Genomic DNA, 26,933 nt, shown 5'->3' with positions numbered 1-26,933 from the left:
GTGGAGATACAAAAAAGTGAACCGTTTCCTTCCAACATTGCTCCTGGCCGGCGGCGTCCTCATGGCCGGCCCGGGCTTTGCCCTCCAGATCACCAGCCTCACGCCCCAGGGCGAGGTCGCGCGCGTACGCCAGGTCGTCGCCAAGTTCGACCAGGCCGCCGTCAACTTCGGCGACCCCAAGGCTCCCGCCCCGCTCACGGTGAGCTGCACCGACGCGCAGGCCGCCAAGGGCACGGGCCGCTGGACCGACGCCAAGGCCTGGGTCTACGACTTCGAGAACGACCTGCCGCCCGGCGTGCGCTGCACGGTCACCCGCATTCCCACCTTCAAGCCCGCCAGCGGCGAGCTGACCGGCCCCGAGCGCTACCAGTTCAACACCGGCGGCCCCTTCGTGCGCAACTACATGCCGGGCAGCTACAGCCGCATCGACGAACAGCAGATGTTCGTGCTCGAGCTCAACGGCGCGGCCACGCTCGACAGCGTGCGCCAGAACATCTGGTGCGCCGCCGACGGCGTGGGCGAGCGCATTCCCGTCAAGCTGCTCGACGGCGAGCAGCGCGCAGGCCTGCTCAAGGCCTTCGGCCGCGACAAGGCCGCCGAGAAAGACCCGCTGCGCTTCGTCACCATGCAGTGCAACCGCACGCTGACGCCCGGCGCCAAGGTGCAGGTCGTCTACGGCAAGGGCGTAGCCACGCCTTCCGGTGTGCCCAACAACGTGGAACGCCGCCTCGACTTCCAGGTGCGCGAGCCCTTCGCCGTCTCGTTCACCTGCGAGCGCGAGAACGCGCAGGCCGCCTGCCTGCCGCTGCGCCCGATGCAGCTGACGTTCAATGCACCGGTCACGCGCAAGCTGGCCGCGCAGATCCAGCTCAAGGGCGACAAGACCATCAAGGCCAAGCTCGAGAACGAGGGCGGCACGCAGAGCGACGATGACGTGGTCAACGGCGTGAGCTTCGAGCCGCCGCTGGCCGAGAGCACGCAATACAGCATCGAGCTGCCCTCCAAGTTCGAGGACGCCTCGGGCCGCCCGCTGGCCTCGCCCGGCACCTTCCCGCTGAAGGTGGCGACCGGCATGATGCCGCCGCTGGCCAAGTTCGCCGCCTCGCCCTTCGGCGTGGTCGAGCGACTGGCCGAGCCCGACACCCCGGCCATGATGCCGGTCACCGTGCGCCGCGTGGAGCCGAAGCTGATGGTGAACGCCCTCACGCCCGGCAAGGTGAGCGACATGAACCCGAAGACCGACGCGGAAATCATCGCGTGGTTCCGCAAGGTGCGCCGCTACGACAGCTTCACTATCTCGCGCGAGCAAGCCCGCAAGGACGTGAAGGGCCCGCTGCCGCCGGTCATCGACAAGGACGACCGCACCAGCCTGCAAACGCGCATGCTGTCGCTGCTGGCGGGCCAGTCGGGCGTGAAGGCGCTCGACATGCCCAAGTCTGACGCCGGCGATCCGCGCCCCTTCGAAGTCATCGGCATTCCGCTGACTCCCGGCTTCCACGTGCTGGAAATCGCCTCGCAGAAACTCGGCGAGGCGCTGCTCGACGAGCGCTACAACGCCGGCCGCACGATGTACGTGCGCACCACCGCGCTGGCCACCAACCTGGCCGTGCACTTCAAGCTGGGCCGCGAGAACTCGATGGCCTGGGTGACCACGCTCGACAAGGGCAAGGTCGTGGCCGGCGCCGAAGTGCGCGTGTCCGGCTGCGACGGCAAGGCCGTGGCCAGCGGCACCACCGATGCGAACGGCATCGTCATGCTGAACGGCGTGTCGCCGCAGCCGCCGTCGTGCAACGGCCCGAACGAATACGAAACGGGCGCCTGGTTCGTCAGCGCCCGCGCCAAGGACGACAAGGGCGTCGAAGACCTCGCCTTCACCTGGAGCGACTGGCAGCGCGGCATCGAGCCCTGGCGCTTCAACGTGCCGACCAACCTGCAGGCCGAACCCGATCGCGTCGCCCACACCATCTTCGACCGCACGCTGCTGCGCGCCGGCGAAACGGTGTCGATGAAGAGCCTGATCCGCACGCAGACCAGCAAGGGCTTCGGCCTGCCGGAGAACCGGCCCGACACCCTCGTCATTACCCACACGGGCAGCGGCCAGCGCTTCACGCAGCCGCTGAACTGGCGCAAGACCGCCACCGGCGGCCTGAGCGCGGAGAACACATTCCCCATTCCGCCCGCGGCCAAGCTCGGCGTGTACGAGGTGATGCTGCGCACCGGCAAGGGCAAGGACGCTAACGGAGAAGGCGAGTCCGACGGCGACGAGGACTACGCCCGCAGCTTCAGCACCGGCATGTTCCGTGTCGAGGAATTCCGCCTGCCCGTGCTCGAAGGCCGCATCTCGCCCACCGAGAAGAAGCCGCTGGTGGCCGCAACGAGCGTGCCGACCGACGTGCAGATCAACTACGTGGCAGGCGGCGGCGCCGCCAACCTGCCGGTGCGCGTGTCGGCCATGGTGCGCGGCAAGGCCCTGAGCTTCTCCGACTACGACGCCTTCAGCTTCAACCCGCCGCGCGCCACGCAGGGCGACGGCACCGAGGCCGCCACACCGGCCGCGGACACGAGCGCCGGCGAGGAAGACCTCAACAGTGTGAACGACACCCGCGTGATCGCCGACAAGCTGCCGCTCACGCTGAACAAGGACGGCGGCGGCAAGGTCACGATCGACAAGGTGCCCAAGGTCAAGGCCGCGCGCGAGCTGCTGCTCGAAGCCACGTACGCCGACCCGAACGGCGAGGTGCAGACCATCCGCAGCACGCAGACGCTGTGGCCCGCATCCGTCATCGCCGGCATCAAGACCGAGGGCTGGGTCTCCACCGCCCAGAAGCTGAAGTTCCAGGCACTCGCGCTCGACCTCACGGGCAAGCCCCAGGCCAACGTGACGCTCAACGTGCGCGCCGTGGCGCGCATCACCACCACCAGCCGCAAGCGCATGGTGGGCGGCTTCTACACCTACGACAACAAGACCGAGACCAAGGACATCGGCACCGTCTGCAGCGGCAAGAGCGACGCGCGCGGCCTGCTGCTGTGCGAGTCGGAGCTGAAGGAAGCCGGCGAAGTCGAGCTCATCGCCAGCGCCACCGACAGCGACGGCCGCGACGCCAAGGCCGTGAGCTCCGTCTACGTGACGAAGCAGGGCGAGCTCTGGTTCGGCGGCGAGGACAACGACCGCATCGACGTGCTGCCCGAGAAGAAGAGCTACCAGCCCGGCGAAGTCGCCAAGTTCCAGGTGCGCAGCCCCTTCCGCTTCGCGACCGCGCTGGTCGCGGTGGAACGCGAAGGCATCATCGAGACGCACGTGGTGCAGCTCGATGGCAAGGACCCGACCGTCACCCTGCAGGTCAAGCCCGAATGGGGACCCAACGCCTACGTGAGCGTGCTCGCCCTGCGCGGCCGCCTGCGCGAAGTGCCGTGGTACAGCTTCTTCACCTGGGGCTTCAAGTCGCCGCGCGAGTGGTGGACCGCCTTCTGGTACGAAGGCAAGGAATACGTGGCGCCGACCGCCATGGTCGACCTGAGCAAGCCGGCCTACCGCCTCGGCATGGCCGAGATCCGCGTCGGCACGCGCGCTCATCAGCTCGACGTGACCGTCACCAGCGACAAGCCCAGCTACCCGATCCGCAGCAAGGCGCAGGTCACCATCAGCGCGAAGCTGCCCGACGGCAAGCCGGCGGCAGGTGCCGAAGTGGCGCTGGCCGCGGTCGACCAGGCCCTGCTGGAGCTGATGCCCAACGACAGCTGGAACCTGCTCAACGCCATGCTGCAGCGACGCAGCTGGGGCGTGAGCACCTCCACCGCGCAGATGGAAATCGTCGGCCGGCGCCACTACGGGCGCAAGGCCGTGCCCGCGGGCGGCGGCGGCGGCAAGGGCCAGACGCGCGAACTGCTCGACACCCTGCTGGTGTGGAACCCGAAGGTGGTGCTCGATGCCAACGGCCAGGCCGTGGTGACGGTGCCGCTGAACGACGCGCTCACCACCTTCAAGATCGTGGCGGTGGCCGATTCGGGCACCAGCCTGTTCGGCACCGGCCAGGCCAGCATCCAGGCCACGCAGGATCTGCAGATCATCAGCGGCCTGCCGCCGCTGGTGCGCGAGGACGACCAGTTCCGCGCGCAGATCACGCTGCGCAACACCACGCAGAAGCCGATGAAGGTCGAGGCCACGCCGCGCGCCACCCTGCTCACGCTGGAGCCGCAGACCGTGGACATTCCGGCCGGCGAGGCGCGTGAAGTGGCATGGACCGTGACCGCGCCCGCGCAGCTCGCGCAGACGCGCGCCGAAGCCATCCTGTGGGAGATCGAGGCGAAAGACATCATCGGCGGCGCGCAAGGTGCGAGAGATGCGCTCAAGGTGCGCCAGCGCATCGTGCCTTCGGTGCCGCTCACGGTGCAGCAGGCCACGTTGGTGCAGGTCGATGGGCCGTTCACGCTCGACGTGGCACCGCCCGCCGACGCCCTCCCCGGCCGCGGCGGCCTCAAGCTGTCTCTGCAGCCCAAGCTGGCCGAAGGCCTGCCAGGCGTGCGCGACTGGTTCGCGAACTACCCCTTCATCTGCCTCGAACAGAAGACCAGCAAGTCGGTCGGCCTGCGCGACGCGAAGATGTGGCAGGGCGTGCTGGCCCAGCTGCCGACGTACCTCGACAGCGACGGCCTGGCCAACTACTTCCCGCCGCGCGACGGCGAGGCCAACCGCGGCAGCGACATCCTCACGTCGTACCTGCTCGCGGCGACGAACGAGGCCGCGCAGCTCAACCCGGCCTTCGCGCTGGCCGACGACGTGCGCGCACCGATGGAGTCGAGCCTGATCGCCTTCGTCGAAGGCCGCATCACGCGCGAGTTCTGGAGCCCGCGCAAGGACCTCGACGTGCGCAAGCTCGCCGCGCTCGAAGCGCTCTCGCGCTACGGCAAGGCCAAGGGCAGCATGCTCGGCAGCATCACCATCGCGCCGAACCAGTGGCCCACCAGCGCGGTGATCGACTGGCTCAACATCCTCAAGCGCGTGAACGACGTGCCGCAGCGCCAGCAGCGCCTGGACGAAGCCAACAACGTGCTGAAGGCCCGCCTCTCATACCAGGGCACCAAGCTGATCTTCAGCACCGAGCAGGACGACTACTGGTGGTGGCTGATGACCAACGGCGACGTCAACACCGCCCGCCTGCTGCTCAGCGTGATGGACGACCCGAGCTGGAAGGACGACATCGGCAAGCTCGCCAACGGCTTCATCGGCCGTCAGCAGAACGGCGCGTGGCACACCACCACCGCCAACCTGTGGGGCGGGCTGGCGCTGGAGAAGTTCAGCAAGGTGTTCGAGAGCACGCCGGTGGCCGGCGTCACTGCCGCCACGCTCGGTGCAGTGAAGGCCCAGGTCAACTGGAGCCAGGTCGAACGCGTGAAGACCAGCGACCCGGCCGGTGCACCGAACCAGACCACCTTCTTCGGCGCGCCCGCATCGCCGGGCAACCTGAAGAACAACACGATGTTCCTGCCGTGGGCGGCATCGCCGTCGGGCGCACCGGTGCGCGACACCCTGCTGGTAACGCAGCAAGGCACCGGCAAGCCGTGGCTCACGCTGCAGTCGATTGCCGCCGTGCAGCTGAAGGCGCCGTTCGCGGCCGGCTACGCCATCAAGAAGACCATGACGCCGGTCGAGCAGGCCACCGCGGGCAAGTACACGCGCGGCGACGTGCTGCGCGTGACGCTGGAAGTGAACGCCAGCGCCGACATGACCTGGGTCGTCATCAGCGACCCGATTCCTGGCGGTGCCACCATCCTCGGCGGCGGCCTCGGCCGCGACTCGCAGATCGCCACACAGGGCGAGAAGAAGTCGGGCGCCGGCTGGGCCGCCTTCGAGGAACGCAGCTTCGAGGCCTTCCGCAGCTACTACGAGTACCTGCCCAAGGGCGTGGTGAAGATGGAATACACCGTGCGCCTGAACAACGTCGGCGACTTCGCGTTGCCGCCAAGCCGCGTCGAGGCGATGTATGCGCCGGAGATGTTCGGCGAGGCGCCGAATGCGCGGGTGAAGGTGGAGGCGACGAAGTAACAATTTAGCGGTCATCGCTTCTTCACCGGCGGTCGTCACCATCGCGGCGAACCAACAACCTGGAGGAAAGATCATGGGTCTGGCTGTCTGTGTCGGCATGCTCGCCGAATTGCTCGAAGACGATCCCGAAAGCGCCGAGGGCTTCGAGGAAGAACTGGCCGAAGCCAACCGCGTACTGGCCGCCGCGGGGCTTCCCCAGCACACGGAGCCACGCGAGCCGATGGAGCTCGACTCGCGCGCTTCCATCGACGGCTTCCCGTATTCCTTCATCCACTACCTGCGCCGCGCCTACGCCCACCGACTGCTCTCGCCCGACTGGGTGGCGACGCCGCTGCCGGACGACGTCGACCCCACGGCCGACCCGAAGATCCAGGCGCTGCTCGACGGCTCGGCAAGCCACCTGCTGTGCCACTCGGATGCGGAAGGCTTCTACGTTCCCATCGATTTCAAGGATGTGCTGTTCGACGGGGATGACAGCTGCGAAGAGGATGATGAGGACGACGAAGACGAGGAGGAAGAGGAAGCCGGCCTCCCCGGCGGCATGCTCGGCTCGTCCTACCGCCTGCTCGAAGAACTCGTGTTCGTGGCCCCGGCCCTGGGCATCCACCTCGACAACGGCAAGCTCTCGGACGAGGAAGCGGAACGCATCGACGCGCTGATCGAGGAAGACGGCGGCCTGTACCGGGAATACGTGTCTTGGCTGCTGCTGTATGAATCGGCGCGGCTGAGCATTGCGCACAAGACGGCGATTGTTTTCTGCTGACGCCGTCACTCCACCATGACCCGGCTGCTCGAAATCCGCACCTACAGGCTCAAGCCCGGCACGCTCGCCGACTTCCACGAAGCCATGCACACACGGGCCGTGCCGATGCTCCGAAGCAAGGGCATGGACGTCGTCACCTACGGCAAATCGGACCACGAGGAAGAGACCTACCACCTCGTGCGCGCATATGCGAACCGGCAGGCGCTGGAAGCGGAACAGGCCGCGTTCTACGGTTCGGCCGAATGGCGCGAAGGCCCGCGCAGCGCGCTGGTCGACCGTATCGAGACCTACCTCAACACGCTGCTGTGGGCATCGGACGAAACGGTGGCCAGCATGCGTTCGCTGAACCCCGGCTGACCGCGACGCAGGCAGTGTTGAACGCCCTCTGACGCGCCCATCGGCCTAAACTGCTTTCCCACCCGCCCCTTCCCCAGGAGACAACCATGACCACGCTCGAAATCGCGAACAAGCTCGTCGCGCTGTGCAGAGAAGGAAAGTTCGAGGACGCGAAATCGCTCTACGCCGATGACGCGGTGAGCGTCGAGGCGGGCGCCCCGCCCGGCCAGCAGCGCGAAGCCGTCGGCCTGGCAGCCATCGAGGCCAAGGGCAAGTGGTGGAGCGACAACCACGAAGTGCATTCGTTCAAGATCACCGGCCCCTGGCCGCATGACGACCGCTTCATCGTCGGCTTCGATTTCGACGTGACCATGAAGCCCACGGGCCAGCGCTTCCAGATGGAAGAAGCAGGCCTCTACACCGTCAAGGACGGGGCCATCGTGCGCGAAGAGTTCTTCTATTCGATGGGCGGCTGAGGCGCCCCGGGGGCACGAACACCGGCAAAATGCCTGCAGGTGCCCCCATGAACACACGATTTGTAGAAGCCTTTCTCTGGGCCGCACGGCTCGGCAGCTTCCGCGCGGCGAGCGACCGGCTCCACATCACGCAGGCGGCGGTGTCCAACCGCGTCGCCTCCCTCGAGGAAGACATCGGCGCGCGCCTGTTCGAACGCGATGCGCGCGAGCTGCGGCTCACGCCGGTGGGCGTGCGGCTGATGGACTACGGCGAGCGCCTGCTCGAGTTGCGCCGCGAGATCGTCTCGCTCGGCCGTCCGCGCGAAGACATCCTCGGCCTGGTTCGCATCGGCGCCATCGAGACCGTCGTCCATACCTGGCTGCTGGGCTTTCTCACCAACCTGCGCTCCACCTACCCGGGCATCGAGGTGCAGTTGACCTCCGAGACCACGCTGGCCCTGCACCGAGGCCTGCGCGAAGGCGCGCTCGACATCGCGCTGCAGACCGACCACATCGCCGGCGCCGGCATCGTGAGCACGCCCTGCCTGCCGATGCCCATGGGCTGGGTCGGGCCGCCCGGCGCCGAGCCCATGCAGACGGTCGAGCAGTTGCTGCGCCAGCCCGTGCTCACGATGAGCCCCGGCTCGCAGCCACACGAGGCGCTGAAGAACCTGTTCCGCGCGGCGGGCATTCCTCTGGGCAAGGTGCACTGCGTGAGCTCAATCTCTGCATTGGCGCGGCTGGTGAAGGCGGGCTTCGGCAACGCGCTGGTGCCGCTGCCGCCCTGCTATGAATACGTGGCCATCGGCGACGTGCGGATCATCGAGTGCGACGCGCTCATCTCGCCGCAGCGCATCGTGGTGAGCCACCTCGAAGCCGCAGACTCCGACGCCATCCGGCTCGTGGCCGAGCTGGCCTGCCGCGCTTCCGACCAGTTCACCACGTCGGCAATCGCACCAACCTGGAGCGCATCGGCAGAGGGTTAACCCTCAAAACAGCGCATTTCGGCCCCGAAAAGGGGCCAGTAATTCTTGTGGCTGTAGCCCAGAAAAACTCGTTTGTGACAGTTCGCCCCTGCGACGGAAGATCGCGCCTTCATTTTTCGAAGGCCCGCCTGCTCTTCCGCCGCCATGAACACACCTGACCTTTCTTTCCCCGCAGCGAACGCGAACGGCCTGCTGTTCGTCGCTTCCGATGTCGAGTCGGCCGACGATGCCGACTTCAACCGCTGGTACGACCAGGAGCACGTGGAAGAGCGCGTGCGCATCCCCGGCTTTCTCTCGGGCGCGCGCTACTTCTCGCTCGAAGGCGGCCGCAAGTACCTCGGGCTGTACCGCACTGAATCGTTGGCGGTGTTCGGCTCGCCGGGCTACCGCGCCGCTTTCGAGAAGCAGACGCCGTGGTCCATCGCCAACCTCGACCGCATGCGGCAGCCGATCCGTCGCGTCTGCGCCGTGCGCGCAGTCACGGGTTTCGGCAGCGGCAGCCACGTGGTCGTGCTGCCCCTGCCGGTGCCCGCCGACGCTGAAGCGCTGGTGCAAAGCGCAGAGCGCATCGGCCTTCAGCTGAAGAAAGAGCAGGCAGGCTTCGTGCAGTCGTACCTGCTCGTGCCCGACACCGCGCTCAGCACGCCGCTGCCGCGCGAATCCACCGAAGGCCGCGTGCTGCAGCCGATGCTGGTGATCGAAACCAGCAGCGCCGCTGCCGCACGCACCGCACGTGCCACGGCCGCCGGCGCCTTCGATGCCGACCCCACCACAGGCTGGCTGCTCGCTCTCGGCTGGAAGCTGAGCGCGGCCGAGCTGGGCTGACCCGACTTCCATCTCCTCCCTGAACAAAGGTATTCCGATGACCGAACATGTTCTCCCCGCTGCGGCCACCGCAGCCACGCCGCCCACACCCGGTTCCAGTTCCGGGTCCGCCAAGATGGGCCGCCTGGCCATGGCCAGCTCCATCGGCACCACGCTGGAGTGGTACGACTTCACCGTCTACAACATCATGGCCGCGCTGGTCTTCAACGCGGTGTTCTTCCCGTCGTTCGACCCGCTCACCGGCACCATCCTCGCGTTCTCGACCTATGCGGTCGGCTACATCTCGCGTCCGCTGGGCGGCATGGTGTTCGGCCACCTCGGCGACCGGCTGGGCCGGCGCTTCGTGCTGGTGGCCACGCTGGTCATCATGGGTGTGTCCACTGGCCTGATGGGCCTGCTGCCCACCTATGCGACCTGGGGCATCTGGGCGCCGGTGGCACTGGTTGCGCTGCGCTTCGTGCAGGGTGTGGCGCTCGGCGGCGAATGGGCCGGCGCGGTGTTGCTGTCGATGGAACACGGCAAGCCCGACGAACGCGGCCGCAACGCCTCGTTCACGCAGGTCGGCCCGTCGTGCGGCACGCTGATCGGCACCGGCTTCATCGCCATCGTGTCGGCCTGGCTGAGCCCGGAAGAGTTCCAGGCCTGGGGCTGGCGCCTGCCGCTGATCTCCAGCGTCGCGCTGGTGCTGTTCGGCCTGTGGCTGCGCCGCGGTGTTGACGAGACTCCCGTGTTCCGCGAGATGGAAGAGAAGAAGGCCACCGCCAAGACCCCCATCAAGGAAGTGTTCACCCAGCACTGGCGCAGCCTGCTGGTCGCCGGCGGCTCGCGCATCGGCTCCGACGTGCTGTACGCGCTGGTGGTGGTGTTCACGCTGACCTATGTGACGACGGTGCTGCACCTGTCGCGGCCGCTGGCGCTCACCGCCACGATGATCGGCGCGGCCTGCAACGCGATTGCAGTGCCGTGGTTCGGCAGCCTGTCTGACCGCATCGGCCGCCGGCCGGTCTACATTGCCGGCGCGCTGCTGGGCATGGTGTGGGCCTTCGTGTTCTTCGTGCTGATGGACAGCGCGCAACCGGTCGCCATCTGCGCGGCGGTGGTGGTTGGCCTCTTGATCCACGCAATGATGTACGGCCCGCAGGCCGCCTTCGTGACCGAGCAGTTCCCCGGCCGCGTGCGCTATGCGGGCGCCTCGCTGGCCTACACGCTGGCCGGCATCGTGGGCGGTGGCTTCGCGCCGCTGATCATCGCGAGCCTGTTCAAGTCGTGGGGCACCACGGTAGCCGTGTCGCTGTACGTGGTGGCCGCGCTGGGCCTGACGCTGATCGCCCTCGTGGTGGCCCGCGAAACCGCCAAGCGCCCACTGGAGAACTGATGACGACGAGCATGCATCATTCCCTGCGCTTCGCCTGCGAGAGCATTGCCGACGACGGCACGCGTTCCACCGCCCTGCACAGCATCGCGCCCCGTGCGCTCGTGGTGGCGGGCTGGACCGGCCGCGACATCGCTGCCATCGAGCACCACATCGAGGAGCTGGCGGAGCTCGGCGTGCCGCGCCCTTCGAGCGTGCCGCTGTACTACCGCGTCGCGGCCCAGCTGCTGACGCAATCGCCGGCCATCGAGGCGCTGGGCGACCAGAGCTCCGGCGAGGCTGAGCCCGTGTTCTTCTTCTCGCAGGGCGAGTGGTGGCTGAGCGTGGCCTCTGATCACACCGACCGGCATGTCGAGAGCTATTCGGTGGCCGTGTCGAAGCAGATGTGCGCAAAGCCCGTGGCCGAGACCGCATGGCGCTGGCGCGACGTGCAGGCGCACCAGGACTCACTCGAACTGCGCTCGCGCATCTTCGAGGATGGCCGCTGGACCGACTACCAGCGCGGCACGCTCGCGTCGATCCGGCCGCTGGCCGCGCTGCGCGACGGCATGCCCGGCGCCGGCAGCGCACCCGAAGGCCTGTTCATGACCTGCGGCACGTTGGGCGCACTGCCCAACGCGAAGGGCGAAGGCATCCGGCCCGCCGGGCAGATGGAAATCGAACTGCACGACCCGAAGCTGCGGCGCCGCATCGTGCATCGCTATGCGGTGGAAGCACTGCCGGTGGTGGCGTGATGAAAAACGGCTTCACCATCGCAGCCCTGCGCGAACGCATCGCGCGCGGCGAGCTTTCGCACGAGGCGCTGATCGAACAGATGCTCGAAGCGGCCGCACAACCCGCCGCCGAGCACGTCTTCACGCGGCTCTACGCCGATGCGGCTCGTGCCGCAGCGCGCCATGCCGATGCCGCGCGAAAGGCCGGCGTCGAACTCGGCCCACTCGCCGGCCTGCCCGTGTCGGTCAAGGACCTCTACGACGTGGCCGGCGAGACCACCATGGCCGGCTCTGCCGTCTGCGCAGGCGAGCCGCCGGCCACGCGCGACGCAATCGCCGTGACGCGGCTGCGCACGCAAGGCGCTGCCATCGTCGGCAAGACCAACATGACCGAGTTCGCGTTCTCGGGCGTGGGCATCAACCCGCACTACGGCACGCCGCGCAATCCGGCCGACGCGGCCACGGCGCGCATTCCGGGCGGTTCGTCGTCGGGTGCTGCGGTGTCGGTGGCGCTCGGCCTCGCTGTCGCGGGGCTGGGCTCGGACACGGGCGGCTCCATCCGCATTCCCGCCGCGCTGTGCGGACTCGTGGGCTTCAAGAGCACGCAGTCGCGCGTGCCGCGCACGGGTGCCTTCGAACTGGCGCGCTCGCTCGACACGGTCTGCGCCATGGCCCGCAGCGTGGAAGACTGCCTGATCGCCGATGCGGCCATTGCCGATGCACCGCTCGCGGTGCGCCGCCGCCCGCTGCAGGGCATGCGCCTTGCCGTGCCGCGCACGATGATGTTCGACGATATCGAGCCCGCAGTGGCGCACGCCTTCGACCGCGCGCTGCAGGCCCTCTCGGCCGCTGGCGCGCAGATCGTGGACATCACGCTAGCCGAACTCGCCGAGATCGCGACCGTCAACGCGCCCGGCGGCTTCTCGCCGGTCGAGGCCTCTGCGGTGCACCGCGAGCGCTTCGCCGCAAAGCGCAGCGGCTTCGATTCGCGCGTAGCCGCCCGCATCGCGCTCGGCACCGAAGTGCGCGCCGCCGACTACATCGCCATGCAAGACCGCCGGCGCGACTGGATCGGCCGCGTCGAACGGGCCATCGAAGGCTTCGACGCCCTCGTGTGCCCGACCGTGCCGATCGTCGCGCCGCCCATTGCGGCGCTGGCGGAAGACGCGGCCTTCTTCAAGGCCAACGGCCTGCTGCTGCGCAACACCTTCGCGATCAACCTGCTCGACGGCTGCGCCTTCAGCCTGCCCTGCCATGCGCCGGGCGAACTGCCGGTGGGGCTGATGCTGGCCTCGGTGCGCGGCGACGATGCGCGGCTTGCGGCCGTGGCGCTGGCTGTGGAGGCTGTGCTGTAGAAGCCCGGAACGTAAATCAGGGGCTGACGAATCTCGGGTCGAGTTGCGCCACGGCGAACTTGCGCACGTGATCGACGAAGGCGCTCACCAGCAATGACGAGCTCCGCCGTACCGGCGTGAGCACGGAAAAATCCGTCACCATTTCCGGCTCGAAGGGCAGGAAGCTCAGGCCCTGGCCGGCGTGCTCCAGCGCGGTGATCGGGTCTACCAGCGACACGCCGAGGCCGGCAGCCACCATGGCGCAAACGCCGGCCGACACCTGTGTCTCGACCTGCAGCTTGCGCTCGATGCCGTAGGACGCAAAGAGCGCGTCGACGTGCAGCCGCGATTCGATCACATGCGGATGCGAGACGAAGTGCTCGCCAGCCAGGTCTGGAGGACGGATCACCTTTTTCTTCGCGAGCCGGTGATCGCTGCGCATCACGCAAACCATCCGGGTCGCGATCAGCCGCTCACCGTGCGTGCTCGAATGGCTTACCGGCAGGATGACGAATCCGACGTCGCAGCGCTCGCCCACCACCAGGTCCACCACCGTGCGCGAGGAATGGTTGGCGAGCGACACCCGGATGTCGTTGTGCTCGGCCAGGAAGCCCGCAATTGCGCGCGGCAGGAAAGACAGCGCCAATGCCGGCGCGGCGGCAATGCGCAGCGCGCCGCGCTGCAGCGACCGGATCTCCTCGGCGGTTCGCGCAATGCGCTCCATGCCGAGCAGCGAGCGCTCGACCTCCTCGTTCAGCGCCTCGGCCTCCGCGGTGGGTTGCAGGCGCCCCCGCACACGCAAAAAGAGCGGGAAGCCCACGCTTTCCTCCAGGTCGGCAATCAACCGCGTGACGGCGGGCTGCGACACGTGCAGCGACTCGGCCGCGCGTGTCACCGTTTGCCACAGCATCACGGCGCGAAAGGCCTCCAATTGACGAATCTTCATGTCTGGCACTCCATACATGAATGTTATGGCATTCCGAAAAAAAACGATTGTTCAGCGAACGAACGCATCGTTAATCTGCATTCTTCAAGTGAAACGAACTGCGGAACCCATTCTGGTGCGCCATAAGAGAAACGCATCACGATAGGGAAAACCCGGACTTTTTGGTGCGCAACAAAGGAAATCCCATGATGCTTCGTCCCGTTTCCGCGGCCGTGAATGCGGCGCTGTCCACCGTGCTGGCCTTCTGCGCCCTTGCCGCAGCAACCATCGCGTCAGCCCAGCAGCCGACCACGCTCTACGTCGGCTCCTACGGCGGCTCGACCGAGAAGGCCTTCAAGGAGAAGCTGATCCCCGCGTTCGAGGCCAAGCACAACGCCAGGATCGTCTACGTGTCGGGCAACTCGACCGACACGCTGGCCAAGCTGCAGGCGCAAAAGGGCAAGCAGGAACTCAACGTCGTGCTGCTCGACGACGGCCCGATGTACCAGGCCGTGCAGTTCGGCTTCTGCGACAAGCTGGGCAACCAGCCGGTGCTGAAAGACCTGTACCCCGTCGCACGCATGACCGACAGCGCAGTCGGCGTGGGCATCGTCGCCGCCGGCATCGCCTACAACACCGAAGCCTTCAAGAAGGCGAACCTGCCTCCGCCGGATTCGTGGGAGGTGCTCACCGACAAGCGCTTCAAGCAGAAGGTCGCGATCCCGCCGATCAGCAACACCTACGGCCTGCAGACGCTGCTGACCTTCGCCAAGCTGCGCAAGGGCGGCGACAAGAACATCGACCCGGGCTTCACGGCAATGGCGCGCGAAGTCGGGCCCAACGTGCTGGCGTGGGAACCGTCGCCGGGCAAGATGACCGAGCTGTTCCAGAACAACGACATCATGCTGGCCGTGTGGGGCAGCGGCCGCGTGCAGGCGCTGAAGGACACGGGCTTCCCGGTGCAATTCGTGATTCCGAAGGAAGGCGCGCCGGCCCTGCTGATAGCTGCCTGCCCGGTGGCGCAGAACACCGCCCCGGCGCTCTCGCAGGCCTTCGTCAACTACCTGCTGACGCCTGAAGTGCAAGCCATCCTCGCCGACACGCAGGGCTGGGGCCCGGCCAACTCGACCACCAAGCTGGCACCGGCAGTGGCGGCCAAGGTGCCGTACGGCAAGGAACAGATGGACAAGCTGCTGCCCACCGACTGGACGCTGGTCAACGAGAAGCGCGCCGAGTGGACCAACCGCTGGAACCGCACCGTCGAACGCTGAGCAAGCATGACCTTCCTTCAACTCGATCAACTCGGCAAGACCTTCGGCGACTTCCGCGCCGTGGAGAGCCTGAGCCTGGACGTCGAGCGCGGCGAGTTCATCTCGCTGCTCGGCCCCTCGGGCTGCGGCAAGACCACCACCCTGCAGATGGTGGCGGGCTTCGTCGAGCCGACGCGCGGACGCATCCGCCTGAACGGCGCCGACATCACGGCCATGCGGCCGGAGAAGCGCGGCATGGGTGTAGTGTTTCAGAGCTATGCGCTGTTTCCGCACATGACCGTGGCCGACAACATCGGCTTCGGCCTCGAGATGCGCGGCATGCGGGGCGCCGAGAAGTTGAAACGCATCGACGAGACGCTCGAGCTCGTGCGGCTGCCGGGCCTGGGCAAGCGCTATCCAAAGGAACTCTCGGGCGGCCAGCGGCAACGCGTTGCCATCGCCCGTGCGCTGGCGGTGCGCCCCGAGGTGCTGCTGCTCGACGAGCCGATGTCGAACCTCGACGCGAAGCTGCGCGAGGACATGCACGTCGAGCTGCGCGGCATCCAGCGGCACCTTGGCATCACCACGATCCTGGTCACGCACGACCAGGTCGAGGCCATGACCATGAGCGACCGCATCGCGGTCATGCACGGCGGGCGCATCGTGCAGCTCGCCACGCCCTTCGAGGCGTACGAGCGACCCGAATCCGCATTCGCCTCGTCCTTCCTCGGCAAGACGAACGTGCTGAAAGGTGTCGTCGAAGCCCGCAACATGCGCTGCTGCGAAGTGCGTGTCGGCGATTCGCTGCTGCACGTGCCGCACCAGGAAAAGCCGCTTGCGCGCGAGGTCAACGTCTATGTTCGGCCCGAGAAGGTGAAGCTTGCGCCGGCCTCGGCCGCGAACGGCATTCCGGCCACCATCCGCACGAGGCTCTTCCTGGGCAACCACTGGCTGGTCGAGGTCGACAGCGCGCTCGGGCCGATGCGCGTAAGCCATCCCAACATCGGCGCGGTGCCACCGGCCGAAGGCGAAGCCGTCGCGCTGCACTGGCTGGACGACGACCTGCGCCTGCTCGACACGGAGGCCGCGAATGGCTGAGGCAGCCTCCGGGCCGCGCGCGAGTTCTGCGCCCTGGTTCCTCAGCGCGCCCGCGCTGCTGCTGTTTCTCGGGCTGCTGGTGATTCCGCTCGCGCTCACCGCGGTGTTGTCATTCCATTCGTTCGACGGCACGCGCGGTGTGCTGCCGGACTTCACTGCTCGCAACTACCTCGAGGTTTTCTCGGACCCGTACTACTACGAGATCTTCCTGCGCACGGCCGGCCTGGCGCTCGCGGTCACGCTGCTGTCGGTGCTGTTCGGCGTGCCGGAAACCATCATCCTGTCGCGCATGAAGGCGCCGTGGCGCGGCATCTTCCTGATCGTCATTCTTGGCCCGCTGCTGGTCTCGGTCGTGGTCCGCACGCTGGGCTGGGCCATCCTCATGGGCAACAACGGGCTCATCAATGCGGGCCTGCGGGCGCTCGGCCTCACGGACGAACCGGTACGCCTGCTGTTCACGATGACCGGGGTGGTCATCGCGCTCACGCACGTGCTGATGCCGTTCATGGTGATCTCGGTGTGGGCCTCGCTGCAGAAGCTCGATCCGCAGGTCGAGAACGCGGGGCTCTCCTTCGGCGCGGCGCCTTTCACGGTGTTTCGCCGGGTCATCCTGCCGCAGATCCTGCCAGGCATCCTGTCGGGCGGGATCATCGTGTTCGCGCTGGCGGCCTCGGCCTTCGCCACGCCGGCCATTCTTGGCGGGCGCCGGCTCAAGGTGGTGGCCACGGCCGCGTACGACGAGTTCCTGAGCACGCTGAACTGGCCGCTGGGCGCGTCGATCGCGATCCTGCTCCTGGTGGCCAACGTCATCGTCATCGCCGGCTTCAACCGCTGGCTCGAGCGGCGCTACGCACAGGTCTTCGAAGGCTGAGAAAAAGAGGCACGACATGCGCAAGAACGGACTGCTCTCCCTCGTCTACCACGCGATCTTCATCGCCTTCATCCTGGCGCCGCTGGTCGTAGTGGTGCTGGTGTCGTTCACAGGCAAGGGCTACATCTCGCTGCCGACCGACGGCTTCTCGCTGCGCTGGTTCCGCGCGATCGGCGGCGCCACCGAGCTGGTCAACGCGTTCTGGATCTCGCTCTGGCTCGGCCTTGCGAGCGCGACCGTCGCCGTGGTGCTGGCAGTGCCGGCCGCGCTGGCGCTGGTGCGCTACCGCTTTCCGGGGCGCGGCGTGCTCGCGGCCTTCTTCATGTCGCCGCTGATGATTCCGCATGTGGTGCTGGGCGTGGCGTTCCTGCGCTTCTTCACCACGGTGGGCGTGTCGGGGTCGTTCGCGTGGCTCGCGCTGACGCACGTGGTGGTGGTCATGCCCTACGCACTGCGGCTGGTGCTGGCCTCGGCCACGGGCCTCGATCGCGATGCAGAGAAGGCCGCGCTCTCGCTCGGCGCGAACCGCATGACCGCGTTCCGCCGCATCGTGCTGCCGCTGATCCTGCCGGGCGTGGTCGGCGGCTGGATGCTCGCCTTCATCCAGAGCTTCGACGAGCTCACCATGACCGTGTTCGTCGCCACGCCGGGCACCACGACTCTGCCGGTCGCCATGTACAACCAGATCGCGCAGACCATCGACCCGCTGGTGGCGTCGGTATCGACCGTGCTCATCGCCGGCACGGTGGTGCTGATGGTGCTGCTCGACCGCCTCGTCGGCCTCGACCGCGTGCTGATCGGCAAGGGCTGAGCGCGCCCTGCCCGCCTCTGCCCATCTGCTCGCATCCGGGCATTTCTTTTTCTGCATTCCATGAACACAAGTGATTTGATCGTCGTCGGCGGCGGCCTGGTCGGCACCGCGCTGGCCTACGGCGCGGCGCGCAACGGCACTCGCGTGACCGTCCTCGACGAGGGCGACGATGCCTTTCGTGCGTCGCGCGGCAACTTCGGACTCGTATGGGTCCAGGGCAAGGGCTTCGGCATGACGCCGTATGCGCGCTGGACGATGAGGTCGGCCGCGCAATGGCCGCAGCTCGCCGAGGCACTGAATACCGACACCGGCATCGACGTGCAGCTGCGCCAGCCCGGCGGCTTTCATTTCTGCTTTTCCGACGAGGAGATGCAGGCACGCGAAGCGCGCATGCGCAGCATCAGCGACGCGCTCGACGGCAACTACTCCTTCGAAATGCTGGACCACGCATCGCTCAAGGCACGGCTGCCCGGCATCGGGCCCGCGGTCGCCGGCGCGAGCTATACGCGGATGGATGGCCACGCCAATCCGCTGAAGCTGCTGCGGGCGCTGCACGCGGCCTGCCGCCATCACGGCGTGCGCTTCGCGCAGGGCAGCCGGGCGACGCGGATCACGCCGCAGGCCGGCGGCTTCGAGATCGAGGCCGGCACGGCCATATGGCACGCGCCGCGCGTGGTGCTCGCGGCCGGCCTCGGCAACCGCGAGCTGGCGCCGCAGGTCGGCCTCTTTGCGCCAGTGCAACCCAACCGGGGCCAGGTGCTGGTCGGCGAACGCGTCGCCCGCTTTCTCGACCATCCGACCACCTACGTGCGCCAGACGGACGAAGGCACGATCCAGCTCGGCGATTCGCTCGAGGACGTCGGCCTCGACGACGGCACGACCGCCGACGTACTGAGCACCATCGCGCGTCGCGGCGTGCGCAGCTTTCCGGCGCTGGAGAGCCTGCGGCTGGTGCGCGCATGGGGCGCGCTGCGGGTGATGACGCCCGACGGCTTTCCGATCTACCAAGCATCGACGCAGTGCCCTGGCGCATTCGTCGTGACCTGTCACAGCGGCGTGACGCTGGCCGCCAACCATGCGTTCTCCATCGCGCCGTGGATCGCCGGCAGCGCCGGGGACGGCGCACCGGCCGGCATCGAATCTTTCAGCGGTGACCGCTTCCTCAACGGCAACGAGACCTTCCAACATGCCCACTAACGTCCGCTTTCGCTCCCTGGTTCCGGCCGATGCTTCGCCGCGCGGCGAGCCGATGGTCAACCTGTTTTTCGATGGCCGTGGCCTGCAGGCTCCGGCCGGTTGCAGCGTGGCCGCGGCCCTGCTCGCCAACGGTGTCTCTACCTTCCGCACCACGCCCGTGAGCGGGGCGCCGCGCGCGCCCTACTGCATGATGGGCGCGTGCTTCGATTGCCTGGTCGATATCGACGGCCAGCCCAACCGGCAGAGCTGCCTCGTCGCGGTGGCCGAAGGCATGCAGGTAAAGACGCAGGCCGGCCTGCGTTCCTTCGACGGCGCTGATGCCGTGATAGCCGAAGAGGCCGCGCATGTCGAATGAACGTTGCGACATCGCCATCGTTGGCGCCGGACCGGCCGGCATGTCGGCCGCCATCGTTGCCGCGCGGCTCGGCGCCAGCGTCGTCGTGCTCGACGAGCAACGCGGTGCGGGCGGGCAGATCTATCGCGCCATCACCGACGCGCCGGCGCGCCGGGTCGACCTGCTCGGGCCGGACTACGCCGCCGGCCGCTCGCTCGCCGATGCCTTCGCTGCAAGCGGCGCCCGGCACCTGACCAACGCCGCCGTCTGGCAGGTGACGCCCGAAGGCGCTGTGCATTACCTGCGCGACGGCGCGACCTCAACGCTGCAGGCCGGACGCGTCGTGCTCTGCTCGGGCGCCATGGAGCGTCCGTTCCCGATCCCGGGCTGGACGCTGCCGGGCGTGCTCACCGCTGGCGCTGCGCAAATCCTGCTGAAGAGCGCCGACGTGGTGCCGGCCGAGCCCGTCGTGCTCGCGGGCTGCGGACCGCTGCTCTACCTGCTCGGCTGGCAGTACGTGCGCGCGGGCGTGCCAATTCGCGCGCTGGTCGACACGACGTCGATGGAAGACTACCGCCGCGCGCTCTCGCACCTCGGCGGCGCGCTGGCCGGCTGGCGCTACCTGAAGAAAGGGCTGTCGCTCATGCGTGTGCTGAAGCGCGCCGGTGTGCCCTTCCACACCGGTGCCGAGAACCTCGCAGCGGAAGGCGATGACGGCGTGGAGGCGCTGCGCTTCACGGCCGGCGGCAAGGCGCATCGCATCGAAACCTCGACCCTTCTGTTGCACCACGGCGTGGTGCCGAACACGCAATTCACCTGGTCGCTGCGGGCCGGGCACACCTGGGACGACGCGCAACTGTGCTGGCGGCCCGAGGCGGATGCCTGGGGTGCGCTCGACGTGCCCGGCATCCACGTCGCCGGCGATGGCCTCGGCATCGGTGGTGCGCTGGCGGCGGCGCAGCAGGGCGAGCTTGCGGCGCTCGGCGCGATGCACGGGCTCGGCCGGATCACCACCGCGGAGCGCGACAAGCTTGCCGAGCCGCTTCGCGCGGCGCTGCGCGAGCACCTGCGCATCCGCCCCTTCCTCGATGCGCTGTACCGGCCCAAGAAGGCCAACCGCATTCCGGCAGACGACGTGATCGTGTGCCGCTGCGAGGAAGTCGCTGCCGGCGCCATCCGGCATTTCGTGGCGCTCGGCTGCGACGGACCGAACCAGGCGAAGGCCTTCGGGCGTTGCGGCATGGGCCCGTGCCAGGGGCGCCAGTGCGGCCTGACCGTGACTGAGCTGATCGCGGACGCGCGCGGCGTGACGCCGGCCGAAGTGGGCTACTACCGCATCCGGCCGCCGATCAAGCCGATCTCGCTGGGCGAGCTCGCGGGCGCGGAATGAAGCGATCGGCGGATGTGATCGTCGTTGGCGGCGGCCTGCACGGCCTGTCGAGCGCGCTGCATCTTGCGCAGCGCGGGCTGGCGGTCATCGTGCTCGAGGCCGAGTTCTGTGGCCGCCATGCTTCCGGCGTGAACGCGGGCGGCGTGCGAACCCTCGGGCGCCACGTCGCCGAGATTCCGCTCGCGCTGGCGTCGCGAACAATGTGGCACCGGCTGGCCGAACTCGTCGGCGATGACGCGGGTTTTGCGCCCAGCGGCCAATTGAAGGTTGCCGAGACCGATGAGGAACTGCAGACGCTGCGCGACACCGTTGCGCGTCTGCATTCGCTTGGCTTCGGCCATGAAGAATTCGTCGACGCCAAACAGGTGCGCGAACTCGTGCCCGCCATTGCGCCGCACGTCGTCGGCGGCATCTGGGTGCGCGATGACGGCCATGCCTTGCCGTACCGCGCCGTCACCGCATTCCGGCTGGCATCCCAGCGCGCCGGCGCAGAAGTGCACGAGGAGACGCGCGTCGAACGCATCGACCATCGCGCCGGCCGCTGGCACGTGGCAACCACGCGTGGCAGCTTCGATGCCACCCATCTGGTCAACGCCGCCGGTGCCTGGGCCGGCACGCTGGCCGCGCAGGCCGGTGACCCGGTGCCGGTCGAAGGGGGCGGGCTGATGCTCATGATCACGCACCGTGCACCGCCCTTCGTCACGCCGGTGCTCGGCGCGACCGGCCGGCCGCTGTCCTTCAAGCAGTTCGCGAACGGCACGGTGCTGATCGGCGGTGGGCTGCGCTGCACCGCGGACCTCGACGCGCGGCATGGCATCGTCGACATGCCGAAGCTCGCCCGCAGCGCGCGCACGGTGACCGACTTGTTCCCGCACCTGAAGCCGCTGGGCGTCAACCGCGCCTGGGCCGGCGTCGAGGCCTTCATGCCCGACGGTATTCCCGTGATCGGCCCGAGCCGCGCGGCGCCGAACCTCGTGCATGCCTTCGGCTTTTCTGCGCACGGCTTCGAGCTCGGGCCGATCGGCGGGCAGATCGTTGCCGAGCTCGTGACCGAAGGCCGCAGCACGCTGCCCATCGAAGCCTTTGCCGTCGACCGCTTCGCGCGTCGAGCGGCCGCAACTTTTCAACCACTCCAGCAAGGACAACCATCATGAGCGACATCCAGCGCTACGACTCCAACGCACGCCTTTCCCGCATCGTCGTGCACAACTCGGTGGTCTACGTCGCAGGCGTCACCGCGAACGACCGCAGCGGCGACGCCCAGGCGCAGGCCGCGGACATCCTCGCCAAGATCGACGGCTACCTTGCGAGCGTCGGCACGAACAAGTCGCGCCTGTTGTCGGTGCAGATCTGGCTGCAGGACATCGACCGAGATTTCGCCGGCCTGAACGCCGCCTGGGCAGAGTGGATTCCCGCCGATGCCATGCCCACGCGGGCCACCTGCGAGGCCAGGCTGGCAGCACCCGACCTGCGCGTCGAGATCATCGTGACGGCGGCGCTGTAGGGCGTCGCGTCAGGGCGCTTCGCACTCGTCGATGAAGTTCTCGAGCAGCTTCTTGAGCTGGCTGGTCTTGCGCGGCCCCAGCGCTTCTTCGATGACATCGTGGTGCGCGTCCACGCTTTTCTTCAGGCGCGAGACCGTTTCCAGGCCCAGGTCGCTGATGTAGACCAGCACCCTGCGGCTGTCGGTGGCGTCGGCTGCGCGCTGCACCAGCCCGCGGCTCACCAGCTTGTCGATGTTCTTGGTCAGCGCCGGGTGGTTCAGCAGGACGGTTTCCGCCAGGTCGCCCATGGAACGCCCCTGCTCGTCGGCCAGCACCTGCAGGATGCGCCAGTGCTCTTCCGTCACCTCTTCCGCGGCGATGGATTGGGCCAGGCCGATGCGCATGCGCCGGTTGGCGGAGGCCAGCAGGTAGGCCAGGTACTGGGAAATGTCTTGCTCGGGCATGGGCGGCGGGGCGGTCTGCGTCGGAATCGGATGCGGGTGAGTCTACGCAGAATCGTTTGCCTTGGAAAGTATTGGCGCGATTTTTGCAGCATGCTCAGCCCCAGTCGCCGTCCTTCCATCCTCCGCACCGGTCACTCGTCCCATGCCCGCCCTCTCATCGAACAGGATTGCGGCCCGCGCGCAACGGCCGCGGCCCCTGCTTGCGCGCCAGGAACTCAACATCGCGCTGTGCGTGCCGCTGGGCGGCACGGCCGGCATATGGGCTCCCTCTTCCCTCGCCTGCGCCAAGCTGGCGCAGGCCGAGCTCAACCGCGACGCGGGCATCGGGGGCCGCTCATGCCGGCTGCTGACCGTCAATGCCGCGGGCGATTCGGCCGACATCGAAGCCACGCTGACCGAACTGGTGCAGGCCGGCGACATCGACGCCATCATCGGCATGCACACCAGCGCCGTGCGCCATCGCATCCTGCGCGCCGTGGGGGGACAGATCCCGATCGTCTATACGCCGCTGTACGAAGGCGGGGAATCCACGCCAGGCGTCTTCGCGATCGGCGAGACCGCCGCACGCCAGCTGCAGCCGGCGATCGGCTGGCTGGGCCGCCACAAGCACCCGCGGCGCTGGTTCGCGGTCGGCAACGACTACATCTGGCCGCACATCTCGCACCGGATGGCGCGCGGCTACATCGCGCAAGCCGGCGGCGAGCTGGTCGGAGAGACGTACGTTCCCTTCGGAACCACGGATTTCTCGCAGGTGCTCGACGCGCTCCACAAGGGCAGCGTCGACGCCGTCCTGCTCTCGCTCATCGGACAGGATGCCATCGAGTTCAACCGGGCCTTCGGCCGCACGAGCCTGTCGCGCGCCATGCTGCGGCTGTCCTGCGCCATCGGGGAGAACGAACTCCTGGGCATCGGCGCCGACAACGCGGAAGACCTCTACATGGCCTGCGGCTACTTCGCCACGCTCGACACGGAGGCCAACCTGGCCTTCAAGGAGCGCTACCACGCGCATTTCGGCGAGCGCGCGCCGACTCTCAACACCTTCGGCCAGTCGACCTACGAGGGCATGCATTTCCTGGGCGCGCTGTTCGCCGGGAGCAGGCAGCCCATGGCCTGCCTGGAACACCTGGGCGGCACGCCGATCCACTACCGCAGCGCGCGGGAAGCCGACTACCAGGGCGATGGAGTGAACCGCACGCCGATCTATCTGGCCCGGGCCGAAGGCAATGCGTTTCGCGTCATCACGCGACTTTGAGTGAGCTGAGAACGGTTGTGTTTTATTTTCCAAGGAAAATAAAATCCTTGACTTGGAAAATATCGGCACACAGAATAAAGCCGTGACGAGCCTGTAGGCGCCCGCTGCTTCGCACGGTGCGGCAAGGCCGACGCAACGCCGATCCGGCCGCCTCTTCGGGGCTGCCGGCGCCCACTCAACGAAGAACGCGGAGCCCGCTCATGGCCATCAAGCGCCCCACCCTCGACCAGCTGCAGGACGTTGCCCTGGGCCTGGGCATCCATCTGTCCGAAGCGCAGGCCAGCAGCTACAACGCGCTGCTGCAGGCCAACTTCGACGCCTACGACGCAGTCGACGCGATGCCCGACTACCTGCCTGTCGTGAGCTATGCGCGCACGCCCGGCTACCGCCCCCTGGGCGAAGAAAACAAGTACGGCGCCTGGTACGTCAAGACCACGATCAAGGGCAAGGCCGAGGGCAAGCTCGCCGGCAAGACCGTGGTGCTCAAGGACAACGTCTGCCTCGCCGGCGTGCCGATGATGAACGGCGCCTCCACGCTCGAAGGCTATGTGCCGAACGTCGACGCCACCGTCGTCACCCGGCTGCTCGATGCCGGCGCCACGGTGGTGGGCAAGTCGGTCTGCGAATACTTCTGCTTCTCGGGCGGCTCGCACACCAGTGCCTCCGGGCCGGTCCACAACCCGCACCGCATGGGCTACTCGGCCGGAGGCTCCTCGTCGGGCAGCGCGGCGCTGGTGGCAGCGGGCGAGGTCGACCTCGCGATCGGCGGCGACCAGGGTGGCTCCATCCGCATGCCGGCGTCCTACTGCGGCATCTACGGCATGAAGGCCACCCACGGCCTGGTGCCCTACACCGGCGTGATGCCGATCGAACTCACCATCGACCACACCGGCCCGATGACGGCCAACGTGACCGACAACGCGCTGATGCTCGAGGTGCTGGCCGGCCCCGACGGACTCGACCCCCGCCAGCATGCGGGCCAGGTCGCCAAGCCCTACAGCGAACTCATGAAGGACGGCGTGCGCGGCCTGCGCATCGGCATCGTCAAGGAAGGCTTCGGCTGGCCCCAGTCGGACCCCGCCGTCGGTGCCAAGGTGCGCAAGGCGGCCGAGGTGTTCACCCGGCTGGGCGCGATCGTCAGCGAGGTGTCGGTCCCCATGCACTCGGTCGGCCCGGCGATCTGGCTGCCGATTGCCGCCGAGGGCGCCACCCAGCAGATGATGAAAGACAACGGCCACGGCTTCAACTGGAAGGGGCTCTACGTCACCAGCATGGTCGACTTCCACGCCGGCTGGAAGCACCGCGCCGACGAGCTCTCCGAAACGCTCAAGCTCACCATGGTGCTGGGCGAGTATTTCATCAAGCACTACCGCGGCCACTACTACGCCAAGGCGCAGAACCTGGCCCGCCAGCTGACCGCGGCCTACGACAGCGCCCTGTCCGATGTCGATCTGCTGCTGATGCCCACGCTGCCGATCACGGCCACGCCGCTGCCGGCGCCCGGCGCCAGCATCGAGGAGGTGGTCACGCGCGCCTTCGAGGTGCTGCCCAACACCTGCCCCTTCGACGTCACCGGCCATCCCTCGATGAGCGTGCCCTGCGGGCTGATCGACGGCCTGCCGGTCGGGATGATGCTCACCGGCCGCTGCTACGACGAGGCCACCATCTACCGCGCCGCCTATGCCTTCGAGCAGGCCGGCGACTGGAAAGCCATCTGACGCTTTCGCCCGCTTTCTTCTGTTCCTGCCCTTCCCGACAACACAGTGGCGGCTGCGCCCGCCGAGCAACGAGGAGTTAGTTCCATGGATCGTCGTTCCTTCATCCAGTCTTCGGCCGCTGCCCTGGCGGGCACCGCGGTGCCGCTGTTTCCGATGGCAGCCATGGCCGCCGACGAGATCGTCGTCGGCAGCATCGTCGACATGTCGGGCGGGCTGGACATCTACGGCAAGCCGATGGCCGACTGCATGACGCTCGCGGTCGAGGAGCAGAACGCCGCCGGCGGCCTGCTGGGCAAGAAGATCAGGCTGGCCACCTACGACCCGCAGTCGAACATGCAGCTCTATGCGCAGTTCGCGCAGCAATCGGCGCTGAAGGACAAGTCGACGGTCGTGATGGGCGGCATCACCTCGGCCTCGCGCGAGGTGATCCGGCCGGTGCTCACGCGCAACAAGACGCTGTACTTCTACAACACGCAGTACGAAGGAGGCGTGTGCGACCGCAACACCTTCTGCACCGGCGTCACGCCCGGCCAGACCGTCGCCAAGCTCATTCCCTACGCGATGAAGAAGTGGGGCAAGAAGGTCTACGTGGTGGCGGCCGACTACAACTACGGCCAGATCACCTCGCAATGGGTCAAGAAGTTCGTGCAGGAGAACGGCGGCTCGGTCGCCTCCATCGACTTCTTCCCGCTCGACGTGACCAACTTCGGCCCGACCATCTCGAAGATCGAGGCGGCCAAGCCCGACATGATCGTCTCGGCGCTGGTCGGCGGCGCGCACATCTCCTTCTACCGCCAGTGGGCAGCCGCGGGCCTGACGAAGAAGATCCCGCTCGCGTCCACGACGTTTGCGGGCGGCAACGAGCACATCGTGCTGTCGCAGGCCGAGGCCGACGGCTTTCTCATCTCCTACAACTACTTCCAGAACCTCGACACGCCGCAGAACAAGGCCTTCAAGGAGCGCTTCTACAAGCGCTTCGGCACCGACTATCCCAACATCACCGAACTCGCGATGGGTACCTACCAGGGCTTCAAGCTCTGGGCCGAGGGCGTGAAGAAGGCCGGTTCGCTGGACCGCGAGAAGATGATCGCCGCCCTGGAGACCGGCATCAGCATCGACGGCCCGAGCGGCAAGGTCTCGCTCGACCCGGCAACCCACCACTGCGTGCTGAACGTGAGCATCGCAGAGGTGCGCAACAAGCAGCTCAACATCGTCGAGACCTTCCAGCAGCAGCAACCGGTGGACACCAGCGCGGTCTGCAACCTCGTGAAGAATCCGAAGGACAACCAGCAGTACGTGATCAAGGTCTGAA

General features: G+C 67.7%; 23 protein-coding genes. 21 read left to right on the top strand and 2 right to left on the bottom strand.

Annotation, left to right across the window (positions count from 1 at the left end; all coding sequences use genetic code 11):
- Window positions 1-61: 61 nt before the first annotated feature.
- The 9 genes from ACTG4X_RS09455 to ACTG4X_RS09415 all read left to right on the top strand — a co-directional run bounded on the left by ACTG4X_RS09455 (window position 62) and on the right by ACTG4X_RS09415 (window position 12,848).
- Window positions 62-6,043: an alpha-2-macroglobulin family protein gene (locus tag ACTG4X_RS09455; protein ID WP_440534377.1), complete on the top strand. Its 5,982-nt coding sequence runs from the start codon at window positions 62-64 to the stop codon at window positions 6,041-6,043.
- Window positions 6,044-6,116: 73 nt separating this feature from the next.
- A complete protein-coding gene (locus ACTG4X_RS09450; RefSeq protein WP_093049279.1) occupies window positions 6,117-6,806 on the top strand; it encodes a hypothetical protein in 690 nt (229 codons plus the stop codon).
- 15 nt (window positions 6,807-6,821) lie between these two features.
- Window positions 6,822-7,163, top strand: coding sequence for an NIPSNAP family protein (locus ACTG4X_RS09445; protein WP_093049276.1), 342 nt, complete (start codon window positions 6,822-6,824; stop codon window positions 7,161-7,163).
- 86 nt (window positions 7,164-7,249) lie between these two features.
- Window positions 7,250-7,618 (top strand): nuclear transport factor 2 family protein, encoded by a 369-nt coding sequence (locus ACTG4X_RS09440; protein ID WP_093049273.1) that lies wholly within the window; start codon window positions 7,250-7,252, stop codon window positions 7,616-7,618.
- 47 nt (window positions 7,619-7,665) lie between these two features.
- Window positions 7,666-8,583: a LysR family transcriptional regulator gene (locus ACTG4X_RS09435; protein WP_093049270.1), complete on the top strand. Its 918-nt coding sequence runs from the start codon at window positions 7,666-7,668 to the stop codon at window positions 8,581-8,583.
- Window positions 8,584-8,727: 144 nt separating this feature from the next.
- Window positions 8,728-9,408: a DUF4286 family protein gene (locus ACTG4X_RS09430; RefSeq protein WP_097199828.1), complete on the top strand. Its 681-nt coding sequence runs from the start codon at window positions 8,728-8,730 to the stop codon at window positions 9,406-9,408.
- A 37-nt stretch (window positions 9,409-9,445) separates the two neighbouring features.
- Window positions 9,446-10,783 (top strand): MFS transporter, encoded by a 1,338-nt coding sequence (locus tag ACTG4X_RS09425; protein WP_179830471.1) that lies wholly within the window; start codon window positions 9,446-9,448, stop codon window positions 10,781-10,783.
- Window positions 10,783-11,514: a DUF2848 domain-containing protein gene (locus ACTG4X_RS09420; RefSeq protein WP_097199829.1), complete on the top strand. Its 732-nt coding sequence runs from the start codon at window positions 10,783-10,785 to the stop codon at window positions 11,512-11,514. The genes ACTG4X_RS09425 and ACTG4X_RS09420 overlap by 1 nt, the downstream gene beginning before the upstream one ends.
- On the top strand, window positions 11,514-12,848 hold the full coding sequence (locus tag ACTG4X_RS09415) for an amidase (RefSeq protein ID WP_097199830.1): 1,335 nt from the start codon (window positions 11,514-11,516) through the stop codon (window positions 12,846-12,848). Before ACTG4X_RS09420 ends, ACTG4X_RS09415 begins: the two co-directional genes overlap by 1 nt.
- Before the next feature lie 16 nt (window positions 12,849-12,864).
- On the opposite strand, the gene ACTG4X_RS09410 is transcribed toward ACTG4X_RS09415, so the two are convergent.
- Complete coding sequence (locus ACTG4X_RS09410) at window positions 12,865-13,773, bottom strand: LysR substrate-binding domain-containing protein (RefSeq protein WP_093075645.1); 909 nt, start codon at window positions 13,771-13,773, stop codon at window positions 12,865-12,867.
- Window positions 13,774-13,958: 185 nt separating this feature from the next.
- On the opposite strand from ACTG4X_RS09410, the gene ACTG4X_RS09405 reads away from it, so the two are divergent.
- Genes ACTG4X_RS09405 through ACTG4X_RS09365 form a run of 9 tightly spaced genes read left to right on the top strand, consistent with a single transcriptional unit; the run spans window position 13,959 to window position 22,207 of the window.
- A complete protein-coding gene (locus ACTG4X_RS09405; RefSeq protein WP_371127340.1) occupies window positions 13,959-15,023 on the top strand; it encodes an ABC transporter substrate-binding protein in 1,065 nt (354 codons plus the stop codon).
- A gap of 6 nt (window positions 15,024-15,029) precedes the next feature.
- Entirely contained in the window at window positions 15,030-16,100 is a 1,071-nt protein-coding gene (locus tag ACTG4X_RS09400) for an ABC transporter ATP-binding protein (protein ID WP_097199831.1), read from the top strand.
- Window positions 16,093-16,971 (top strand): ABC transporter permease, encoded by an 879-nt coding sequence (locus ACTG4X_RS09395; RefSeq protein WP_097199832.1) that lies wholly within the window; start codon window positions 16,093-16,095, stop codon window positions 16,969-16,971. Before ACTG4X_RS09400 ends, ACTG4X_RS09395 begins: the two co-directional genes overlap by 8 nt.
- Before the next feature lie 16 nt (window positions 16,972-16,987).
- Window positions 16,988-17,782 carry an ABC transporter permease gene (locus tag ACTG4X_RS09390; protein WP_093049254.1) on the top strand — a complete coding sequence of 265 codons (795 nt, stop codon included), beginning with the start codon at window positions 16,988-16,990 and terminating at the stop codon, window positions 17,780-17,782.
- A gap of 60 nt (window positions 17,783-17,842) precedes the next feature.
- The gene (locus tag ACTG4X_RS09385) at window positions 17,843-18,979 is read left to right on the top strand and encodes an NAD(P)/FAD-dependent oxidoreductase (protein ID WP_440533678.1); all 1,137 of its coding nucleotides are present in this window, start codon (window positions 17,843-17,845) and stop codon (window positions 18,977-18,979) included.
- Entirely contained in the window at window positions 18,969-19,334 is a 366-nt protein-coding gene (locus ACTG4X_RS09380) for a (2Fe-2S)-binding protein (protein WP_093075650.1), read from the top strand. The genes ACTG4X_RS09385 and ACTG4X_RS09380 overlap by 11 nt, the downstream gene beginning before the upstream one ends.
- Entirely contained in the window at window positions 19,324-20,703 is a 1,380-nt protein-coding gene (locus tag ACTG4X_RS09375; protein WP_097199834.1) for an NAD(P)/FAD-dependent oxidoreductase, read from the top strand. Before ACTG4X_RS09380 ends, ACTG4X_RS09375 begins: the two co-directional genes overlap by 11 nt.
- Entirely contained in the window at window positions 20,700-21,857 is a 1,158-nt protein-coding gene (locus ACTG4X_RS09370) for an NAD(P)/FAD-dependent oxidoreductase (RefSeq protein ID WP_097199835.1), read from the top strand. Before ACTG4X_RS09375 ends, ACTG4X_RS09370 begins: the two co-directional genes overlap by 4 nt.
- Entirely contained in the window at window positions 21,854-22,207 is a 354-nt protein-coding gene (locus ACTG4X_RS09365) for a RidA family protein (RefSeq protein WP_093049240.1), read from the top strand. The genes ACTG4X_RS09370 and ACTG4X_RS09365 overlap by 4 nt, the downstream gene beginning before the upstream one ends.
- A gap of 9 nt (window positions 22,208-22,216) precedes the next feature.
- Here ACTG4X_RS09365 and ACTG4X_RS09360 read toward each other — a convergent pair whose 3' ends face one another.
- On the bottom strand, window positions 22,217-22,651 hold the full coding sequence (locus ACTG4X_RS09360) for a MarR family winged helix-turn-helix transcriptional regulator (RefSeq protein WP_093049237.1): 435 nt from the start codon (window positions 22,649-22,651) through the stop codon (window positions 22,217-22,219).
- A gap of 142 nt (window positions 22,652-22,793) precedes the next feature.
- On the opposite strand from ACTG4X_RS09360, the gene ACTG4X_RS09355 reads away from it, so the two are divergent.
- The 3 genes from ACTG4X_RS09355 (at window position 22,794) to ACTG4X_RS09345 (ending at window position 26,932) form a co-directional block, all read left to right on the top strand.
- Window positions 22,794-23,903 carry a substrate-binding domain-containing protein gene (locus tag ACTG4X_RS09355; protein WP_440533677.1) on the top strand — a complete coding sequence of 370 codons (1,110 nt, stop codon included), beginning with the start codon at window positions 22,794-22,796 and terminating at the stop codon, window positions 23,901-23,903.
- Between the two features lie 200 nt (window positions 23,904-24,103).
- Complete coding sequence (locus tag ACTG4X_RS09350; RefSeq protein ID WP_093049231.1) at window positions 24,104-25,621, top strand: amidase; 1,518 nt, start codon at window positions 24,104-24,106, stop codon at window positions 25,619-25,621.
- Between the two features lie 84 nt (window positions 25,622-25,705).
- A complete protein-coding gene (locus ACTG4X_RS09345; RefSeq protein WP_440533676.1) occupies window positions 25,706-26,932 on the top strand; it encodes an urea ABC transporter substrate-binding protein in 1,227 nt (408 codons plus the stop codon).
- Window position 26,933: the final 1 nt, after the last annotated feature.

It is taken from the genome of Variovorax sp. YR566, from assembly GCF_051992195.1.
In the GTDB taxonomy this organism is placed as follows: Bacteria; Pseudomonadota; Gammaproteobacteria; order Burkholderiales; family Burkholderiaceae_C; genus Variovorax.
This window is presented reverse-complemented; position numbering and strand designations above follow the sequence as displayed.

Coding starts and splice junctions, on each gene's coding strand:
- ACTG4X_RS09385 (WP_440533678.1), top strand. CDS start 17,843: ATGAACACAAGTGATTTGATCGTCGTCGGCGGCGGCCTGGTCGGCACC.
- ACTG4X_RS09420 (WP_097199829.1), top strand. CDS start 10,783: ATGACGACGAGCATGCATCATTCCCTGCGCTTCGCCTGCGAGAGCATT.
- ACTG4X_RS09375 (WP_097199834.1), top strand. CDS start 19,324: ATGTCGAATGAACGTTGCGACATCGCCATCGTTGGCGCCGGACCGGCC.
- ACTG4X_RS09390 (WP_093049254.1), top strand. CDS start 16,988: ATGCGCAAGAACGGACTGCTCTCCCTCGTCTACCACGCGATCTTCATC.
- ACTG4X_RS09395 (WP_097199832.1), top strand. CDS start 16,093: ATGGCTGAGGCAGCCTCCGGGCCGCGCGCGAGTTCTGCGCCCTGGTTC.
- ACTG4X_RS09425 (WP_179830471.1), top strand. CDS start 9,446: ATGACCGAACATGTTCTCCCCGCTGCGGCCACCGCAGCCACGCCGCCC.
- ACTG4X_RS09415 (WP_097199830.1), top strand. CDS start 11,514: ATGAAAAACGGCTTCACCATCGCAGCCCTGCGCGAACGCATCGCGCGC.
- ACTG4X_RS09450 (WP_093049279.1), top strand. CDS start 6,117: ATGGGTCTGGCTGTCTGTGTCGGCATGCTCGCCGAATTGCTCGAAGAC.
- ACTG4X_RS09410 (WP_093075645.1), bottom strand. CDS start 13,773: ATGAAGATTCGTCAATTGGAGGCCTTTCGCGCCGTGATGCTGTGGCAA.
- ACTG4X_RS09365 (WP_093049240.1), top strand. CDS start 21,854: ATGAGCGACATCCAGCGCTACGACTCCAACGCACGCCTTTCCCGCATC.
- ACTG4X_RS09350 (WP_093049231.1), top strand. CDS start 24,104: ATGGCCATCAAGCGCCCCACCCTCGACCAGCTGCAGGACGTTGCCCTG.
- ACTG4X_RS09370 (WP_097199835.1), top strand. CDS start 20,700: ATGAAGCGATCGGCGGATGTGATCGTCGTTGGCGGCGGCCTGCACGGC.
- ACTG4X_RS09430 (WP_097199828.1), top strand. CDS start 8,728: ATGAACACACCTGACCTTTCTTTCCCCGCAGCGAACGCGAACGGCCTG.
- ACTG4X_RS09355 (WP_440533677.1), top strand. CDS start 22,794: ATGCCCGCCCTCTCATCGAACAGGATTGCGGCCCGCGCGCAACGGCCG.
- ACTG4X_RS09435 (WP_093049270.1), top strand. CDS start 7,666: ATGAACACACGATTTGTAGAAGCCTTTCTCTGGGCCGCACGGCTCGGC.
- ACTG4X_RS09445 (WP_093049276.1), top strand. CDS start 6,822: ATGACCCGGCTGCTCGAAATCCGCACCTACAGGCTCAAGCCCGGCACG.
- ACTG4X_RS09360 (WP_093049237.1), bottom strand. CDS start 22,651: ATGCCCGAGCAAGACATTTCCCAGTACCTGGCCTACCTGCTGGCCTCC.
- ACTG4X_RS09380 (WP_093075650.1), top strand. CDS start 18,969: ATGCCCACTAACGTCCGCTTTCGCTCCCTGGTTCCGGCCGATGCTTCG.
- ACTG4X_RS09440 (WP_093049273.1), top strand. CDS start 7,250: ATGACCACGCTCGAAATCGCGAACAAGCTCGTCGCGCTGTGCAGAGAA.
- ACTG4X_RS09345 (WP_440533676.1), top strand. CDS start 25,706: ATGGATCGTCGTTCCTTCATCCAGTCTTCGGCCGCTGCCCTGGCGGGC.
- ACTG4X_RS09455 (WP_440534377.1), top strand. CDS start 62: ATGGCCGGCCCGGGCTTTGCCCTCCAGATCACCAGCCTCACGCCCCAG.
- ACTG4X_RS09400 (WP_097199831.1), top strand. CDS start 15,030: ATGACCTTCCTTCAACTCGATCAACTCGGCAAGACCTTCGGCGACTTC.
- ACTG4X_RS09405 (WP_371127340.1), top strand. CDS start 13,959: ATGATGCTTCGTCCCGTTTCCGCGGCCGTGAATGCGGCGCTGTCCACC.